At 69.7% G+C, this 17756-nt stretch carries 14 protein-coding genes; 2 read left to right on the top strand and 12 right to left on the bottom strand.

Annotation, left to right across the window (positions count from 1 at the left end):
- Positions 1-5: 5 nt before the first annotated feature.
- The 8 genes from alaS to ACWCP0_RS15420 all read right to left on the bottom strand — a co-directional run bounded on the left by alaS (position 6) and on the right by ACWCP0_RS15420 (position 9093).
- A complete protein-coding gene (alaS, locus tag ACWCP0_RS15455) occupies positions 6-2675 on the bottom strand; it encodes an alanine--tRNA ligase (protein WP_451079302.1) in 2670 nt (889 codons plus the stop codon).
- Complete coding sequence (locus ACWCP0_RS15450; protein ID WP_451079301.1) at positions 2675-3034, bottom strand: DUF6167 family protein; 360 nt, start codon at positions 3032-3034, stop codon at positions 2675-2677. The genes alaS and ACWCP0_RS15450 overlap by 1 nt, the downstream gene beginning before the upstream one ends.
- A gap of 6 nt (positions 3035-3040) precedes the next feature.
- Positions 3041-3475, bottom strand: a complete 435-nt coding sequence (locus ACWCP0_RS15445) for a DUF948 domain-containing protein (protein WP_351224213.1) — start codon at positions 3473-3475, stop codon at positions 3041-3043.
- Between the two features lie 361 nt (positions 3476-3836).
- Positions 3837-4451 (bottom strand): 30S ribosomal protein S4, encoded by a 615-nt coding sequence (gene rpsD / locus ACWCP0_RS15440; protein WP_351224211.1) that lies wholly within the window; start codon positions 4449-4451, stop codon positions 3837-3839.
- 369 nt (positions 4452-4820) lie between these two features.
- Positions 4821-6188 (bottom strand): replication-associated recombination protein A, encoded by a 1368-nt coding sequence (locus ACWCP0_RS15435; RefSeq protein WP_451079357.1) that lies wholly within the window; start codon positions 6186-6188, stop codon positions 4821-4823.
- Positions 6189-6255: 67 nt separating this feature from the next.
- A complete protein-coding gene (locus ACWCP0_RS15430) occupies positions 6256-6903 on the bottom strand; it encodes a vitamin K epoxide reductase family protein (protein ID WP_451079300.1) in 648 nt (215 codons plus the stop codon).
- A gap of 202 nt (positions 6904-7105) precedes the next feature.
- Positions 7106-8368 (bottom strand): histidine--tRNA ligase, encoded by a 1263-nt coding sequence (hisS, locus tag ACWCP0_RS15425; protein WP_451079299.1) that lies wholly within the window; start codon positions 8366-8368, stop codon positions 7106-7108.
- 11 nt (positions 8369-8379) lie between these two features.
- Positions 8380-9093 carry an MBL fold metallo-hydrolase gene (locus ACWCP0_RS15420; RefSeq protein ID WP_451079298.1) on the bottom strand — a complete coding sequence of 238 codons (714 nt, stop codon included), beginning with the start codon at positions 9091-9093 and terminating at the stop codon, positions 8380-8382.
- Between the two features lie 151 nt (positions 9094-9244).
- On the opposite strand from ACWCP0_RS15420, the gene ACWCP0_RS15415 reads away from it, so the two are divergent.
- Complete coding sequence (locus tag ACWCP0_RS15415) at positions 9245-10030, top strand: peptidylprolyl isomerase (protein WP_451079297.1); 786 nt, start codon at positions 9245-9247, stop codon at positions 10028-10030.
- A gap of 174 nt (positions 10031-10204) precedes the next feature.
- Positions 10205-11434 carry a DUF349 domain-containing protein gene (locus ACWCP0_RS15410; RefSeq protein ID WP_451079296.1) on the top strand — a complete coding sequence of 410 codons (1230 nt, stop codon included), beginning with the start codon at positions 10205-10207 and terminating at the stop codon, positions 11432-11434.
- Between the two features lie 227 nt (positions 11435-11661).
- Here ACWCP0_RS15410 and ACWCP0_RS15405 read toward each other — a convergent pair whose 3' ends face one another.
- The 4 genes from ACWCP0_RS15405 to secD form a co-directional block, all read right to left on the bottom strand.
- Positions 11662-14160 (bottom strand): RelA/SpoT family protein, encoded by a 2499-nt coding sequence (locus ACWCP0_RS15405; protein WP_451079295.1) that lies wholly within the window; start codon positions 14158-14160, stop codon positions 11662-11664.
- 168 nt (positions 14161-14328) lie between these two features.
- A complete protein-coding gene (locus tag ACWCP0_RS15400; protein ID WP_451079294.1) occupies positions 14329-14871 on the bottom strand; it encodes an adenine phosphoribosyltransferase in 543 nt (180 codons plus the stop codon).
- Positions 14868-15980: a protein translocase subunit SecF gene (secF, locus tag ACWCP0_RS15395; protein ID WP_451079293.1), complete on the bottom strand. Its 1113-nt coding sequence runs from the start codon at positions 15978-15980 to the stop codon at positions 14868-14870. Before secF ends, ACWCP0_RS15400 begins: the two co-directional genes overlap by 4 nt.
- Before the next feature lies 1 nt (position 15981).
- Positions 15982-17727 carry a protein translocase subunit SecD gene (gene secD / locus ACWCP0_RS15390; protein ID WP_451079292.1) on the bottom strand — a complete coding sequence of 582 codons (1746 nt, stop codon included), beginning with the start codon at positions 17725-17727 and terminating at the stop codon, positions 15982-15984.
- Between the last annotated feature and the right edge of the window lie 29 nt (positions 17728-17756).

Below are 17756 nucleotides of genomic sequence, written 5' to 3'. Positions count from 1 at the left end.
GGCGATCAGGCCGTCTCGGCCACAAGGCGCTCGACGGCGTCGACGGCGTCGCCGATCGCGTCCGGGTTCTGACCGCCGCCCTGGGCGACGTCCGGCTTGCCGCCACCGCCGCCACCGAGGGTCTTGGCGGCCGTACGGACCAACTCGCCGGCCTTGAGGCCACGCTCACGGGCGGCCTCGTTCGTGGCGATGACCGTCAGCGGACGGCCGTTGGCCGTGGTGAACAGTGCCACGACGGCCGGGCGCTCGCCAGGGATGCGGCCGCGGACGTCGAGGACCAGCTTGCGCAGGTCGTCGGCGGACGTGCCGTCCGGGACCTGACCGGTGACCAGGGCCGTGCCGCGGACGTCCTTGGCGGACTCGGCGAGCCCGGCGGCGGCCTGGAGGACCTTCTCCGCGCGGAACTTCTCGATCTCCTTCTCGGCGTCCTTCAGCTTGCCGAGCATGACGGCGATCTTCTCCGGCAGTTCCTCGGGCCGGCCCTTGACCAGCTCCTGGAGCTGGGCCACGACCGTGTGCTCCCTGGCCAGGAAGTTGTACGCGTCGACACCGACGAGGGCCTCGATACGGCGCACACCCGAGCCGATCGACGACTCGCCGAGCAGCTTCACCAGGCCCAGCTGGGCGGTGTTGTGCACGTGCGTACCGCCGCAGAGCTCCTTGGAGAAGTCGCCGATGGTGACGACACGGACCCGCTCGCCGTACTTCTCGCCGAACTCGGCGATGGCGCCCTGCTTCTTGGCCTCGTCGATGCTCATGATCTCGGCCTGGACGTCGAGCTCGCGGGCGAGCACCTCGTTGATCTTCTGCTCGACGTCGGTGAGAACCGTGCCGGGGACGGCGGACGGCGAGCCGAAGTCGAAGCGGAAGCGGCCCGGCGAGTTCTCTGAGCCGGCCTGGGCGGCGGTCGGGCCGAGGGCGTCGCGCAGCGCCTGGTGGGTGAGGTGTGTGGCGCTGTGGGCGCGGGCGATGGCGCGACGGCGCTTGACGTCGATGGCGGCGTAGCCGGAGGCGCCCACGGTGACCTCGCCGACCTGCACCGAGCCCTTGTGCACGGAGACTCCGGGGACGGGCTGCTGGACGTCGCGCACCTCGATGACGGCTCCGGTGTCGAGCTTGATCCTGCCCTGGTCGGCGAGCTGGCCGCCGCCCTCGGCGTAGAACGGGGTGCGGTCGAGGACGACCTCGACCTCGTCCCCCTCGGAGGCGGCGGGCGACGGGACGCCGTCGACGAGGAGACCGAGGATGGTCGACTCGCCCTCGTTGTGGCGGTAACCCGTGAACTCGGTCGACCCGGCGGTGTCGGCGACCTCGCGGTAGGCGGACAGGTCGGCGTGGCCGGTCTTCTTGGCCTTGGCGTCGGCCTTGGCGCGCTCCCGCTGCTCCTTCATCAGGCGGCGGAAGCCGTCCTCGTCCACGGAGAGCCCCTGCTCGGCGGCCATCTCCAGGGTGAGGTCGATGGGGAAGCCCCAGGTGTCGTGGAGCAGGAAGGCCCTGTCTCCGGAGAGCACCTTCGAGCCGGCGCTCCTGGCCTCGGTGACGGCACTGTCCAGGACGTTCGTGCCGGCGTTCAGCGTCTTGAGGAAGCGGGCCTCCTCGGCGAGGGCGACCGTCTCGATGCGCTTGCGGTCGGTCTCCAGCTCCGGATACTGCTCGCCCATGGTCTTGATGACCACGTCGGCGAGCGGGCCGACGACCGGCTCGGTGGCACCGAGCAGACGCATGTTGCGGATGGCGCGGCGCATGATGCGGCGCAGCACGTAGCCGCGGCCCTCGTTGCCGGGGGTGACTCCGTCGCCGATGAGCATCACGGACGTGCGGAGGTGGTCGGCGACCACGCGCAGGGACACGTCGCTGGCCTCGGCGGCGCCGTAGCGCACACCGGTGAGCTCGGTGGCCTTGTCCATGACGACGCGCAGGGTGTCGGTCTCGTACATGTTCCGCACGTCCTGCAGGATCATGGCGAGGCGCTCGAGGCCGAGACCGGTGTCGATGTTCTTGCTCGGGAGGTCACCGAGGATCTCGAAGTCCTCCTTGCCGGTGCCCTCGCCGCGCTCGTACTGCATGAAGACCAGGTTCCAGATCTCCACGTAGCGCTCGTCGTTGACGGCGGGGCCGCCCTCGACGCCGAACTCGGGGCCGCGGTCGTAGTTGATCTCCGAGCAGGGACCGCAGGGGCCCGGGACGCCCATGGACCAGAAGTTGTCCTTCTTGCCCAGGCGCTGGATGCGCTCGGCGGGGACGCCCACGACATCGCGCCAGATGCGCTCGGCCTCGTCGTCGTCGAGGTAGACGGTGATCCAGAGCTTCTCCGGCTCCAGCCCGTAGCCGCCGTCCGCCACCGGGGAGGTGAGCAGCTCCCAGGCGAGCTTGATGGCGCCTTCCTTGAAGTAGTCGCCGAAGGAGAAGTTGCCGCACATCTGGAAGAACGTGCCGTGGCGGGTGGTCTTGCCGACCTCTTCGATGTCCGGCGTGCGCACACACTTCTGCACACTGGTGGCGCGCGGGAACGGGGGCTTGACCTCGCCCAGGAAGTACGGCTTGAACGGGACCATGCCCGCGGGGACCAGGAGCAGAGTCGGGTCGTCCGCGATGAGCGACGCCGAAGGCACGACGGTGTGCCCGCGCTCCTCGAAGAAGCTCAGCCAGCGGCGGCGGATTTCTGCCGACTCCATCAGTGGTCCTCATTCCGGTTGTACGAGTGCTTCTTGTCAAGCATCCCGTAGTGCTTCTGGTCCTGCTTCTGGTTTTCGGGGCGGCCCTCGAGTGCGGCCACGCGGCGCTGCGCGGGGAGCCCGTGCTGAGGGGGTGCCTCGATACCGAGCGCCTCGCCGAGCTCGGCCTCGCGCTGGACCATCCCGGCCCTGACGTCGAGGGCGAAGTCCTTGAGGCGGTGCCCGGTCTCGATCGCCTTGTTGGCGGCCTGGGCGGCCAGGCTCTCGGGGGTCAGCTGCCTGAGCTTGCGGTTGACCTTGGTCGTGGCCCACACACCGGCTGCGGCGCCTGCGGTGAACCAGAACGCACGACGGAACATCGTGGCCTAGCCCTTCTGCTTCCGGCGCCTCGCGGCCGGCACGGTGCGGCCGACGATGACCGTGCGCCGGACCCGCTCGGGCGGCGCCTCGTCGGTCTTGTTGCGGCTCATCGCCTTGCGTACGCCGTACCCGAACGCCGCCACCTTGACGAGCGGGCCGCCGAAGGTCGAGGCGACGGTCGTGGAGAGTGCCGACGCGTTGGAGGTGACCTCCTGGACGTCGGAGGCGATGGCGTCGACCCGGTCGAGCTGGGTCTGCGCGGAGCGGACGGCCTGGGAGGCGTCGGCCAGCAGCGGCACGGCCTGTTCCGTCACGTCCGCCACCAGCTTGGTGGTCGCCCTGAGCGTCTGGGCCAGCCTCACCAGCACCACGGCGAGGAAGGAGACCAGGATCGCCCAGAAGACGGCCACCAGGATCCCGGCAACCTCTCCACCGGTCACGCTGCACCGCTCTCTGCTCGTCGTCGGGCCTTCGAAAGTCGTCCTCCGACCCTATCGCGCCGAAGGTCGCAGCCTGTACCGGATCGACGGCGTCCCGGAGGGGAGTTGCGCAGGCCGATTGTACGGACTGTTCGCACCCGAGTACGCAGCGTGCCCGTCGCGGCGAGGCAATCTCCCGGCAGACCCGGGCAATTCGATCTCGGCCGTCTCGTACGCGGCCAACTCCCGTGCGCGCTCGACGGGTTGCGAACAGCTCGGGGCGCAGCCGGTACGGGAACGCGGAAGCCCGCCGCTCCCCCGCAGGCAGGCGGGAAAGCGACGGGCTCGGGCGCGTGAGGCCGGTGGTGCTACGACCGCTGGATCAACGGGCGTAGTACTCGACGACGAGCTGCTCGTCGCAGATCACCGGGATCTCCTTGCGGTTCGGCTCCCGGTCCAGGCGGAAGGCGAGCGCCTTGAGGTTGACCTGCAGGTAGCGCGGGATCTCGCCGTCGGGGGCGAAACCACCCTCGCGCGCGACCTGGAACAGGCTCTTCTCGCGGGAACGCTCGCGGACCGTCACGACGTCGTCCGGGCGGACACGGAACGACGGCTTGTCGACCTTGCCACCGTTGACCTCGATGTGGCCGTGGACGACCATCTGACGGGCCTGGTAGATCGTGCGGGCGATACCGGAGCGGAGCACCAGGGCGTCGAGACGGCGCTCGAGCTCGATGATCAGCGCCTCACCGGTCTTGCCCTGGACCTTGCTGGCGCGCTCGTAGGCACGGACCAGCTGACGCTCGGAGACGTCGTACTGCGCGCGAAGGCGCTGCTTCTCGAGCAGACGGACCTTGTAGTCCGAGGTCTGCTTGCGGCCGCGGCCGTGCTCACCCGGCGGGTAGGGGCGAGCCTCGAAGTACTTGACGGCCTTCGGCGTCAGCGCGATACCAAGGGCACGGGACTTCTTGACCTTGGGACGGGACTGGTTCGGCATGAACCAACCTCTCTCGTTCTCTGTGAAATCGGCTTCACCAGGGTTAAGGGAGGTCGCATCCGCAGCCGGGGAAACCCATCGGGTCCTGCCGTGAACGGCAGACTCGGTGGGCAGCCGCTCCCCTGGTCTGGGCACATACGTGCAGCACGCGAGTGGCCCACCGACCGCCATGGAGGGGTGGTGGGCTGCCCGCGACACCTTCGACGGTGCGCGACGCTCCTGGAGTCTCCGGCTCGAAAGCAGTGGAGACTCCGGCTGGATGTCCCGTTCTGGTGGTGCCGGTCGAGACCGGACACGGGACGCAGCGCTGCGGGTCAGTCTACAGGGCGTGCGAGGTGCTGCTGACACGGGAGTACCCGGCGCCGTTGATCAGCGGCCGTCGGCCGCGCCCTCGCCGCGCAGACGCTCGCGGACCTTCTCCACCACGTCCGCGTACCGCGCCTCCGCTCCGTACCGCGTCGGTTCGTAGTAGCGCCTTCCGTGGATCGCATCCGGTGCGTACTGCTGCGGCGCGACGGCGCCCGGGACGTCGTGCGGATACACGTACCCCTGGGCGTGACCGAGCTTGGCCGCACCCTTGTAGTGGCCGTCGCGCAGATGAGGCGGGACGGGCCCGGCCAGTCCGTCCCGTACGTCCGCCAGGGCCGCGCCTATCGCTGTCGTCGCCGCGTTGGACTTCGGGGCGAGGGCCAGGGCGATCGTGGCGTGGCTGAGGGTCAGCGCGGCCTCGGGGAAGCCGATCATGGCGACGGCCTGGGCTGCGGCGACGGCCGTGGCCAGGGCGGTCGGATCGGCGAGGCCGATGTCCTCGCTGGCCGAGATCATGAGGCGCCGTGCGATGAACCGCGGGTCCTCCCCCGCTTCGATCATCCGCGCCAGGTAGTGCAGCGCAGCGTCCACGTCGGAACCCCGGATGGACTTGATCAGCGCGCTCGCCACGTCGTAGTGCTGGTCGCCGTCGCGGTCGTACTTCACCGCGGCCCGGTCGACCGTCTCCTCCACGGTCTGCAGGGAGATCTCCTGCTCCCCCTTGGCGAGCGCGGCGCCCGCGGCTGCTTCGAGGGCGGTCAGCGCCCGCCTGGCGTCGCCGCCGGCGACCCGCAGCAGGTGCGCCTCTGCGTCCTCGGGCAGCGTCGCCGCGCCGCCGAGGCCGCGCTCCGCCGGCAGCGCCCGCCGCAGCAGCCCGCGCAGATCGTCGTCGGTGAGCGGCTCCAGCGTCAGCAGCAGGGAGCGGGAGAGCAGCGGGGAGATCACCGAGAAGTACGGATTCTCGGTCGTCGCCGCGATGAGCGTCACCCAGCGGTTCTCCACGGCCGGCAGGAGGGAGTCCTGCTGGGCCTTGCTGAAGCGGTGGATCTCGTCGAGGAAGAGGACGGTCTCCTTCCCGAAGCCACCGGCAGCGCGGCGGGCCCCGTCGATGACGGCCCGGACCTCCTTGACGCCCGCGGTGATCGCGGAGAGCTCCACGAACCGCTTGTCGGTCGCCTTCGAGACCACATACGCCAGGGTCGTCTTGCCGGTGCCGGGCGGGCCCCACAGGATGACGGACGAGGCGCCCGCCGGCCCGCCGTCGCCTTCGCCCACGAGACGCCGGAGCGGCGAACCCGGCTTCAGCAGGTGCTGCTGGCCGACGACCTCGTCCAGGGTGCGCGGACGCATCCGGACGGCCAGAGGGCTCGCGGACGGGTCCTTCTCCTGGCGTTCCTCGGCAGCGGCGGTAAAGAGATCGGGCTCCACAGGCATGAAGCCTATGTGAGGGCACTGACAGCCCGGCCCGGGCCCGCGACAACCCGGCCAGGGCCCGTCAGCTGGTCCAGAAGTCCCACCAGCGGGTCAGGACGAGCATGCCGATGACTCCGGTGTGCAGGACCGGCAGGACCCATGTGAACTCGGCGAGGAAGTTCTTCGCCCACTCCGGGGCCGGCAGCAGACCCTTGCGGATGTTGTGCGAGGTCACATACCAGAACATGAAGATCGTGGCGACCCAGGCCAGGCAGCACCACAGGCACAGCGCGTTGATGTTGTACAGCGACTGGTACTGGAGCCAGGTGCAGAACGCGACGCCGAAGAGCGTGCCGGCGTTGAAGGTGAGCCAGTACCAGCGGCGGAAGCGGGCGCCCGCGAGCAGACTCATGCCGACGCAGATCACGATCGCGTAGGCGGCGAGCCCGAGCATCGGGTTCGGGAAGCCGAAGGCAGACGCCTGGTCGCTCTCCATGACACTGCCGCAGGAGACGATCGGGTTGAGGCTGCAGCCGGGGGTGAAGGTCTCCCCCGCGACCTTTGCCTCCAGGATCTTGAACTTGTCGATCGTGATGACCCACGCGGCCAGCAGCCCGGCCGCGCCGGTGATCACGAGCAGCCATGCGAGGGCGCGGCTTCCTCCGACCGTGCCGCGCGCGCTCTCCGATTCCTGTCCTGAGGACACGCCGTCAACCGCTGCAGTCGTCATATCGCTGTTTCCATCACTTGGTGGCTGCTGGCATGGTCATTCTGCCGCACTGCGGGCCGTGTCCACCGTTCGATGGACATGAGGCCGGACACACGGACGGCCCGGGCCGGTCGTCCCGGCCCGGGCCCATCCGCGGAACGTCCGCTCGACATACGCTCAGGAATCCGCGCGGCACCCGCCCGGAATCCACCCGGGAAACCGCTCAGGCGAGCTTCGCCCGGATCTCCGCGATCACCGCGTCCAAGGGCACCGCGGTCTGCTCACCGGACTCCATGTCCTTGAGCTGGACCACGCCCTCCGCGAGGTCCCGCTCGCCGGCGACGATCGTGTACCGCGCGCCGCTCCGGTTCGCGTTCTTCATGGCGCCCTTGAGGCCCTTGCCGCCGTACGAGAAGTCGGCCGCGACCCCGGCCTTGCGCAGCGCGGTGACGACACCGAACAGCACCCGGCGGGCCTCCTCGCCCAGCGGGACCGCGAACACGCTGGTGCCGGCGGGGAGTTCGAGTTCGATGCCCTCGGCCTCCAGCGCCAGTACCGTGCGGTCCACGCCGAGCGCCCAGCCCACCGACGGCAGCGCGGGCCCGCCGATCATCTCGGAGAGGCCGTCGTAGCGACCGCCACCGCCCACCGCGGACTGCGAGCCGAGACCGTCGTGGACGAACTCGAACGTCGTGCGCGTGTAGTAGTCGAGGCCGCGCACCAGCTTCTCGTCGTCCTCGTACGTCACACCCGCGGCGGCGAGCAGCTCGCGCACCTCCTCGTGGTACGCCTTGCACGCGTCGCACAGGTAGTCGCGCAGCAGCGGCGCGCCGACGAGCTGCTTCTGGACCGCGTCGCGCTTGTCGTCGAGGACCCGCAGCGGGTTGATGTCGACGCGGCGCCGGGTGTCCTCGTCCAGGTCGAGCCCGCGGAGGAAACCCTGGAGGGCGTCACGGTAGACGGGACGGCACTCCTTGTCGCCCAGCGAGTTCAGCAGGATGCGGAAGTTCCGCAGGCCGAGCGAACGGTACGCCTGGTCGGCCAGGATGATCAGCTCGGCGTCGAGCGCCGGGTCCTCGGCACCGATCGCCTCGGCACCGACCTGCGAGAAGTGCCTGTAGCGGCCCTTCTGCGGGCGCTCGTAGCGGTAGTACGAGCCCGAGTACCAGAGCTTGACCGGGAGGTTGCCCGTCTTGTGCAGGTTGGCCTCCAGGGCCGCGCGCAGCACGGAGGCGGTGCCCTCGGGCCGCAGGGCGAGCTTGTCGCCGCCCTTGGTCTCGAAGGCGTACATCTCCTTGGTGACGATGTCGGTGGACTCACCGACACCGCGCGCGAACAGTTCGACGCTCTCGAAGCCCGGCGTCTCGATGTAGCCGTAGCCGGAGTTCCTCAGCGGCGCGGCGATCGCCTCGCGCACCGCGAGGTACTTCGCGGAGTCCGGCGGGATCAGGTCGTACGTGCCCTTGGGGGCTTGGAAAGTACTCACGAAGGGTCTCGTCACATTCCTCGTCGGGGAGCGGCGGTCGTTCCGTCTCCCTGGCCGGAGGCCACCTCCCGCAGGTACGGGTTGGTGGCGCGCTCGCGGCCGATGGTCGTCTGGGGGCCGTGGCCGGACAGCACCACGGTCGAGTCGTCGAGGGGCAGGCACACGCGGGCCAGCGATTCGAGCATCTCGGCCATGTCACCGCCGGGCAGGTCGGTGCGTCCGATGGAGCCGGCGAAGAGCAGATCGCCCGAGAAGAAGACCGGCGGGATGTCCGCCGCCTCGGGCAGGCCGAAGGTCACCGACCCCTTCGTATGGCCGGGCGCGTGCGTCACGGTCAGCTCGAGACCCGCAAGCTTCAGCGCGGCGCCGTCCGTCAGCTCGTGGACGTCGTCCGGCTCCCCCACCGTCAGCTCACCCATGAGCGGCATCCCGACGGAGCGGCCGAGGGCCTTCTCCGGGTCGCTCATCATGTACCGGTCGGAGGGGTGGATCCACGCCGGTACGTCATGGGCTCCGCAGACCGGGACGACGGAGGCGACATGGTCGATGTGGCCATGGGTGAGCATCACGGCGACAGGCTTGAGCCGATGCTTCTTGAGCGTCTCCTCGACTCCCTGGGCGGCCTGGTGGCCCGGGTCGATGATCACGCACTCCTCGCCTGCGGCCGGGGCGACCAGGTAACAGTTGGTCCCCCAGGCCCCTGCGGGGAACCCGGCAATAAGCACGATCGTCCTCGATATGTCGTCCGACGGGGAAGTTGCTGTATCGAATTGCAACAGGTCAGAGCCTACCGGCGCTGCTCATTTCACAGCCAACCCGTATACGGTACGGGCACACTCGCCCGGATAGATCACACCATCACGAGGAGAAGACCCGGTGGTCAGCAGCGATCAGCGGCGGCGGCAGCTCGCCAGGGAGAAGTTCGAGCGGCAGCAGCAGCGCCGGGAAGAGGCGCGACGCAAGGCGAAACGCCGCAACACGGTCATCGCCGCGGCACTCGCCGTGGCGCTGGCCGCCGGTGCGGCGGCGTACGCCTCGGTCGGCCTCTCGGACGGCGGCTCCGAAGGCAGCGACGCGGCGGCGGAGTCCACGCCCTCCCCCACGGCGAGCGAGAGCAGCGTGCCCGAGCCGGCCATGGCCATCGACGCGAAGGCCAAGTACACGATGTCGCTCAAGACCAGCCAGGGCGACATCTCCATCGCGATGGACGCCGCGAAGACGCCGCGCACCGTGAACTCGTTCAAGCACCTCGCGGACAAGGGCTTCTTCGACAGCACGAAGTGTCACCGGCTCACCACGGACGGCATCTTCGTACTGCAGTGCGGCGACCCGAAGGGCGACGGCACCGGCGGTCCCGGCTACACGATCCCGGACGAGAACCTGACGGGGCTCGGCAAGGCGGGAGCGGACGGCACGGTGACGTACAAGGCCGGCACGGTGGCGATGGCGAACACCGGACAGCCGAACAGTGGCGGCAGCCAGTTCTTCCTGGTCTGGAAGGACAGCAAACTGCCCCCCGGCTACACGCCGTTCGGCACCATGGACACGACCGGCCTGAACACGGTCAAGGCGGTCGCGGCGGGGGGAGTCGACGGCGGCGCCACGGACGGCGCTCCCAAGAAGGCGGTCGCGGTCAAGAAGGTGGCGGTCAGCGAGGGGTGACCCGGCGAATTCGGCGGCGGCGAGTGCGGACAGCCGGGCGGCCGGTCGCCTAGATTGGCGTTGTGCAGCGCGGGCTGACTCGCGTTGTGGAAGACGGGCGAGGCCCGTCCAGGAAACTGTGGACGATGCCCAGGGGGAGCAACCCCCTCGTAGGCATCATGTGGAGGAGGCGCTGTGAGCAGCGACCCGTGGGGCCGCGTCGACGAGACGGGCACCGTGTACGTGCGGACTTCCGAGGGCGAGCAGGTCGTCGGATCGTGGCAGGCCGGGACTCCCGAGGAGGCCCTGGCCTACTTCGAGCGCAAGTACGAGGGCTTGGTTGTCGAAATCGGCCTCCTCGAGAAGCGGGTGAAGACCACCGATCTGTCGGCCAAGGATGCGACGGCCGCCATCGATCACATCCGTCACCAGCTCGACGAGCATCACGCCGTCGGTGACCTCGACGCCCTGCGCAAGCGCCTGGACGCGCTCGTCGCGACCGTCGAGGCGCGGCGTGAGGAGCGCAAGGCGCAGAAGGCCAAGCAGACCGACGAGGCCAGGCGCGCCAAGGAGGAGCTGGTCACGGAGGCCGAGGAGCTGGCGCAGAGCGAGCAGTGGCGGGCGGCCGGCGAGCGGCTGCGCGCACTGGTGGACACCTGGAAGGGCCTGCCCCGGCTCGACCGGAAGTCCGACGACGAGCTGTGGCACCGCTTCTCGCACGCGCGCTCGGCGTTCTCCAAGCGCCGCAAGGCGCACTTCGCCTCGCTGGACGCGCAGCGCGAGGTGGCCCGCCAGACCAAGGAGCGACTGGTCGCCGAGGCCGAGGCGCTGTCCGGTTCGACGGACTGGGGCGACACGGCCGCGCGCTACCGCGAGCTGATGACGGAGTGGAAGGCCGCGGGCCGCGCCCAGCGCGAGCACGAGGACGACCTGTGGAACCGCTTCCGCGGTGCCCAGGACGTCTTCTTCGCCGCGCGCAGCGGGGTCTTCGCCGAGCGTGACGCGGAGCAGACGGAGAACCTGAAGCTCAAGGAGGAGCTGGCGGCCGAGGCCGAGAAGCTCGTGCCGGTGACGGATCTGAAGGCTGCCCGTGCCGCCTTCCGTTCCATCAACGAGCGTTGGGAGGCCATCGGCCATGTCCCGCGCGACGCCCGCCCGAAGGTCGAGGGCCGGATGCACGCGGTGGAGCGGGCGATCCAGGAGGCCGAGGAGGCCGAGTGGCGCCGCACCAACCCGGAGGCGCGGGCGCGTGCCGCGGGTCTGACCGGCCAGCTGCAGGCGGCGGTCGACAAGCTGCGTCAGCAGATCGACGCGGCGCGTGCTGCGGGCAACAACGCCAGGGCGGACAAGCTGGCGAAGGAGCTCGAGGGCCGGCAGGCGCTCCTGGACCAGGCGCTGAAGGGCCTGGAGGAGTTCGGCGGCTGACGGTTCGCCCGCGGTACGGCGAAGGGCCCGGCAGCGAGGTTGCTGCCGGGCCCTTCGGCCGTGCGCGGCGGCCTCGTCGTCCGTTACCGGCCGGTGAGCCCGTCAGCCGGTTGTACGTGCGCGGTGCGTGGTGCCCGTGCCGACGGTTCATGTGCCGTGGTGCCCGTGCCGACGGTTCATGTGCCGTGGTGCCCGTGCCCGTCTTCGAACGTCGGACGGGCTCGGAGTCACGGCCTGCGTGCCGAGGTCACCCGGTACACGTCGTACACACCCTCCACGCCCCGGACCGCCTTGAGGACATGACCGAGGTGCTTGGGGTCACCCATCTCGAAGGTGAAGCGAGAGGTGGCGACGCGGTCGCGGGAGGTCTGGACGGCCGCCGACAGGATGTTGACGTGCTGGTCGGACAGGACGCGGGTGACGTCCGAGAGGAGCCTGGAGCGGTCCAGGGCCTCGACCTGTATGGCGACCAGGAAGACCGAGGACTGGGTGGGCGCCCATTCGACGTCGAGGATCCGCTCGGGCTGCTGGGAGAGCGAGTCCACGTTGACGCAGTCCGCCCGGTGGACCGAGACGCCGCTGCCGCGGGTGACGAAGCCGATGATGGGGTCGCCGGGGACGGGCGTACAGCAGCGGGCGAGCTTCACCCAGACGTCGTCGACACCCTTGACGACGACACCGGGGTCGGCGGCGGCGCGACGCTTGCGCCCGCGGGTGCGGGACGGCGGTACGGACTCGGCGATGTCCTCGGTGGCGGCCTCCTCGCCGCCGAGGGCCTGGACGAGCTTCTGGACGACGCCCTGTGCGGCGACATGGCCCTCACCGATCGCCGCGTACAGCGAGGAGATGTCCGGGTAGCGCATCTCGTGCGCCAGCGTCACCAGCGAGTCGCCGGTGAGGATGCGCTGGATCGGCAGGTTCTGCTTGCGCATGGCGCGGGCGATGGCGTCCTTGCCCTGCTCGATCGCCTCGTCCCGGCGCTCCTTGGAGAACCAGGCCCGGATCTTGTTCCTCGCCCGCGGTGACTTGACGAAGCCGAGCCAGTCCCGGGAGGGGCCGGCGCCGGTGGCCTTGGAGGTGAAGACCTCCACCAAGTCGCCGTTGTCCAGGGTGGATTCGAGCGGTACGAGGCGGCCGTTGACGCGTGCGCCTATGGTGCGGTGGCCGACCTCGGTGTGGACGGCGTATGCGAAGTCGACGGGGGTGGCGCCCGCGGGGAGCGCTATGACGTCGCCCTTCGGCGTGAAGACGAAGACCTCGTTGCGGGACAGGTCGAAGCGCAGCGACTCCAGGAACTCGCCCGGGTCCTCGGTCTCCTTCTGCCAGTCGAGGAGCTGCCGCAGCCACGCCATGTCGTTGATGGCGTCCTTGTCCTTGCCCGTCGCCTTGGGTACGTCGGTGCGGACCTTGGAGGCGCCGGCGACGGCTTCCTGCTTGTACTTCCAGTGCGCGGCGATGCCGTACTCGGCGCGGCGGTGCATGTCGAACGTACGGATCTGGAGTTCGACGGGCTTGCCGTTGGGTCCGATGACCGTCGTGTGCAGCGACTGGTACATGTTGAACTTCGGCATCGCGATGTAGTCCTTGAACCGCCCAGGAACCGGGTTCCAGCGCGCGTGGACGGTGCCGAGCGCCGCGTAGCAGTCGCGGACGGTGTCGACGAGGACGCGGATGCCGACCAGGTCGTAGATCTCCGCGAAGTCACGGCCGCGGACGATCATCTTCTGGTAGACGCTGTAGTAGTGCTTCGGGCGGCCGGTGACGGTGGCCTTGATGCGGGCGGCGCGCAGGTCGGACTGGACCTCGTCGGTCACTATGGCGAGGTACTCGTCGCGCTTGGGCGCGCGCTCGGCGACGAGCCGCACGATCTCGTCGTACATCTTGGGGTAGAGGATCGCGAAGGCGAGGTCCTCCAGCTCCCACTTGATGGTGTTCATGCCCAGCCGGTGCGCCAGCGGGGCGTAGATCTCCAGGGTCTCGCGGGCCTTCTTCTCCTGCTTCTCCCGCTTGAGGTAGCGCATCGTGCGCATGTTGTGCAGGCGGTCGGCGAGCTTGATGACCAGGACGCGCGGGTCCTTGGCCATGGCGACGACCATCTTGCGTACTGTCTCGGCCTGCGCGGCCTCGCCGAACTTGACCTTGTCCAGCTTGGTGACGCCGTCGACGAGCAGGGCGACCTGGTCGCCGAAGTCGCGGCGCAGCGTGTCCAGGCCGTACTCGGTGTCCTCGACGGTGTCGTGCAGGAGGCCCGCCATCAGCGTCGCGGGGTCCATGCCGAGCTCGGCGAGGATGGTGGTGACGGCGAGCGGATGGGTGATGTACGGGTCACCGCTCTTGCGCTTCTGGCCGCGGTGCCAGCGCTCGGCGACCTGATAGGCCCGCTCGATCTGGCGCAGCGTCGAGCTCTCGATCTTCGGGTCGTTGCTCCGGACGATCCGCAGCAGGGGCTCGAGGACCGGGTTGTACGGGCTGGAGCGCTGGACGCCGAGACGGGCGAGGCGGGCGCGGACCCGGTTCGACGAACCGCCCGAGCGCCCCGGAGGGGCGGGCGGGGGCTTCGGGGCGGTCACCGGGGTGGGAGCGGGGGCCGAGCCGTTCGCACGCTCCGCCGGGGCCGCGGCCCCGGCGCTGTCCGCGGACTTCTTCTCGGGCGTGACTGGGGCCGCCACAGCCTTGTCGGCCTGTCGCTCGGGCTGCGCGGTGGCGGGCTGGGCCTCGTCTGGCAAGAGCACTCCTCGTGCGGATCCGGGTCCCCCGGTCAGGCCCGGAAAGGCCATGGTATCGACCTCGGGCGTTCACCTCGCCCCGAGACGGGGGACTGTCCACAACGCGGAACGGGCACCCGGTGTTCCCGGATGCCCGTTCCGTACCGCCGTATACGGGTCCTGAGGCGCTCAGAGCGTGATCAGAGCCTCGAGCGGGGCGCCGCGCAGGGCAGGCTCCAGGCGGGCACGCCCGCCGAGGAAGCCCAGCTCCATGAGGATCGCGACGCCCGCGACCTCGGCGCCGGCCCGGCGGATCAGCTCCAGCGAGGCCTCCGCCGTGCCGCCGGTGGCGAGGACGTCGTCGATGACCATGACGCGGTCGTCCGCACCGAGGTCCTCGGCGTGCACCTCGATCTCGGCCGTGCCGTACTCCAGCTCGTACGCCTGCGACAGGGTCGCTCCGGGGAGCTTGCCCGCCTTGCGTACGGGGACGAATCCGATCCCGGCCCGGACCGCGACGGGCGCGGCCAGGATGAAGCCGCGGGCCTCCAGACCGACGATCTTCGTCGCGCCGTGGCGTGCGCACAGCTCGGCGAGGCTCTCCGTCAGCACCGTGAACGCGGCCGGGTCCGCGAGCAGCGGCGTGATGTCCTTGAACATCACGCCCGGCTTCGGATAGTCCGGCACGTCACGGATGCGGCTGAGCAGCAGCTCCCGCTTGCTCTCGGTCACCGGCGCTTCCCCGACGAGGGGCGGCCGTGGCCGCGGCCGCGCTGACCGACGACGGTGCCGGCGGCCGTGGCCGCATCCGGAACGTCGTCGTACGACCCGGCTGCAGCACCCTCCGCGTCGGCGTCGTCGGCGGACTCACCCTTGGCGGCGGCCGCGCGCTTGGCGAGGACCCGCTTCTTCAGGGCCTTCATCTGCGGCTCGCGCTCCTTCAGGTCGGCGACCAGCGGAGTGGCGATGAAGATCGACGAGTACGCACCGGCCGCGAGACCGACGAACAGCGACAGCGAGATGTCGTTGAGCATGCCCGCGCCGAGGAAACCACCGCCGATGAACAGCAGACCGGCGACCGGCAGGAGTGCCACGACCGTGGTGTTGATCGAGCGCACCAGCGTGCCGTTGATGGAACGGTTGGCGATCTCGCTGTACGTCCAGCGGGTCTGCTTGGTGATGTCCTTCGTGCCTTCCTTGAGGCTGTCGAAGACGACCACCGTGTCGTACAGCGAATAACCGAGGATGGTCAGCAGACCGATCACCGTACCCGGCGTGACCTCGAACCCGACCAGGGCGTAGATACCCACCGTGATCGTGATGTCGTGGATCAGGGCGATGAGGGCGGCGACGGCCATGCGCCATTCGAAGGCGATCGCCAGATAGATCACCACGAGGAGCATGAACACGCCGAGGCCGGTCCACGCCTTGTTGGCGATCTGCTCACCCCAGCTGGGGCCGACCAGCTCCGCGTTGATCTCGCCCTTGATCCCCATGTCCTGGGCGAGCTGCTTGCCGACCTCGCCGGCCTCGGCGGTGTTCAGCTCGCTGACCTGGATGCGCAGCGCGTCGTTGCCGAGCTTCTGGACGATCGCGGGGTGCCCGGAGGCCTCCTGCGCGTACTCCTGGGCCTGGGAGACGGACACGCTCGTCGCGGGGGTGGTGAAGACGGCACCGCCCTTGAACTCGATGCCCATGTTGAGACCCCGCACCGCCAGGCCGACGATGGCCGTGATGGTGATCAGGATCGAGAGGGCGTACCAGATCTTCCGCTTGCCGATGAAGTCGTAGCCGACCTCGCCGCGGTAGAGCCTGGCGCCGATGGTGCCGAGACGCGACATCTCACGCCTCCTTCGGGTCGATGGGGGCGGAGACACGGCGCGAGCGGCGCAGCGGCGGCTTGGCGCCGAGCCGCTTCGGGTCCAGTCCGGACCAGGGGTGACCGTTCGCGAAGAACTTCCTGCGGGCGAGGAGCGTCATCAGCGGCTTGGTGAAGAAGAACACCACGACGACATCGAGCAGGGTGGTCAGGCCGAGCGTGAACGCGAAGCCCTGGACCTTGCCGACCGTGACGACGAAGAGCACCGCGGCGGCGAGGAACGACACGAAGTCGGACACCAGGATCGTGCGCCGGGCACGCGGCCAGGCACGCTCGACGGCCGGGCGCAGCGTCCGGCCCTCGCGGATCTCGTCACGGATGCGCTCGAAGTACACGATGAACGAGTCGGCGGTGATACCGATCGCCACGATGGCGCCGCAGACCGCCGGGAGGTTCAGCGCGAAGCCGATGGCCGGGCCGAGCAGCGCCATCAGGGAGTACGTGAGGATCGCCGAGACCATGAGGCTGAGCAGGGCGACGATCGACAGACCGCGGTAGTAGGCCACCAGGTAGATCACGACGAGCGCGAGGCCGATCGCGCCCGCGATGAGGCCGGCCTTGAGCTGCTCGCCGCCGAGCGCGGCGGTGACGGTGGTGACGCTCTGCTGGTCGAAGCTCAGCGGGAGCGCACCGTAGCTGAGGATGTTGCCCAGGTCCTGGGCGGACTGCTGGGTGAAGCTGCCGGAGATCTCGGCGTTGGCGCTGAGCGTCTGGTTGACCTGCGGGGCCGAGACGACATCGCCGTCGAGAACGATCGCGAACTGGTTCTGCGGCGAAGGCTGCTGCGACAGCTTGCCGGTGATCTTGGAGAACTTCTTCGAGCCCTCGCTCGTGAAGTCCATCTGGACGATCCACATGCCGCGCTGCGGGTCCAGCACGCCCTTCGCGCTGTCGACGTCCCGACCGTCGACCTCGGCCGGGCCCAGGAGGTACTTCTCCCACTGGTCCGCGCTGTTCTTGCCGCAGGCGACGATGGTGTCCTCGGGCTTGGCGCCCTCGGCCACCGCGACACGGGCCTTCGTGTCGAGGCAGTTCAGCTCGATGAACTTCTGCTGGAGCGCGGCGGTCGCCGGGTCGGCCGGCGGCGGCGTCGGCGTCGCCGCCGGCGGGGTCGGCGCGGAGCCGGTCGGCGTGGGCGAGGGGGCCTTCAGCGCGTCGGTGACGGCGCGGCCCTGCGTGGTGGGGCTGGCGGTCGGCGTACCGGACGGGGCGGTCGCCTTGTCCTTGCCGTCGTCACCCTGGCCCGAAGGGCTGGCGCTGGGGGCGGGACTCGTGGAGGGCTCCGGCGCCACGGGACCACCGGCCGCAACGTTCAGCACGGGCCGGAAGAACAGCTGGGCCGTGGTGCCCACCTGCTTCTGGGCCTGCTCCGAGTTCGTCCCCTTGGGGATGTTGACGATGATGTTCTCGCGGCCCTGGGTCTGGACCTCGGCCTCGGAGACTCCCAGACCGTTGACACGGCGCTCGATGATGCTGACCGCGGTGTTCATGTTGGTCTCGTTGACCGCGCTCTCCTTGCCGGGCTCCGCCACGGCCTTGAGCGTGATCGTCGTACCGCCCGCGAGGTCGATACCCAGTCGCGGTGTGGTGTCCCCGGACCAGAACATCCCGCCGAGGAGAGCGGCCATGACGATCAGCATCAGCGCGAGGGTGCGCCCCGGCCTCCCCTGACCTCCCGGCGCCTTTCGGCCCTTCTTCGGTGCTGCCACCTTCTCGATTCTCCCTGTCCAACCGCACC

This window comes from Streptomyces sp. NPDC001970 (assembly GCF_053594115.1).
Note: the sequence above shows the minus strand (reverse complement) of the source record. Positions and strands in the feature narration are given on the sequence as shown.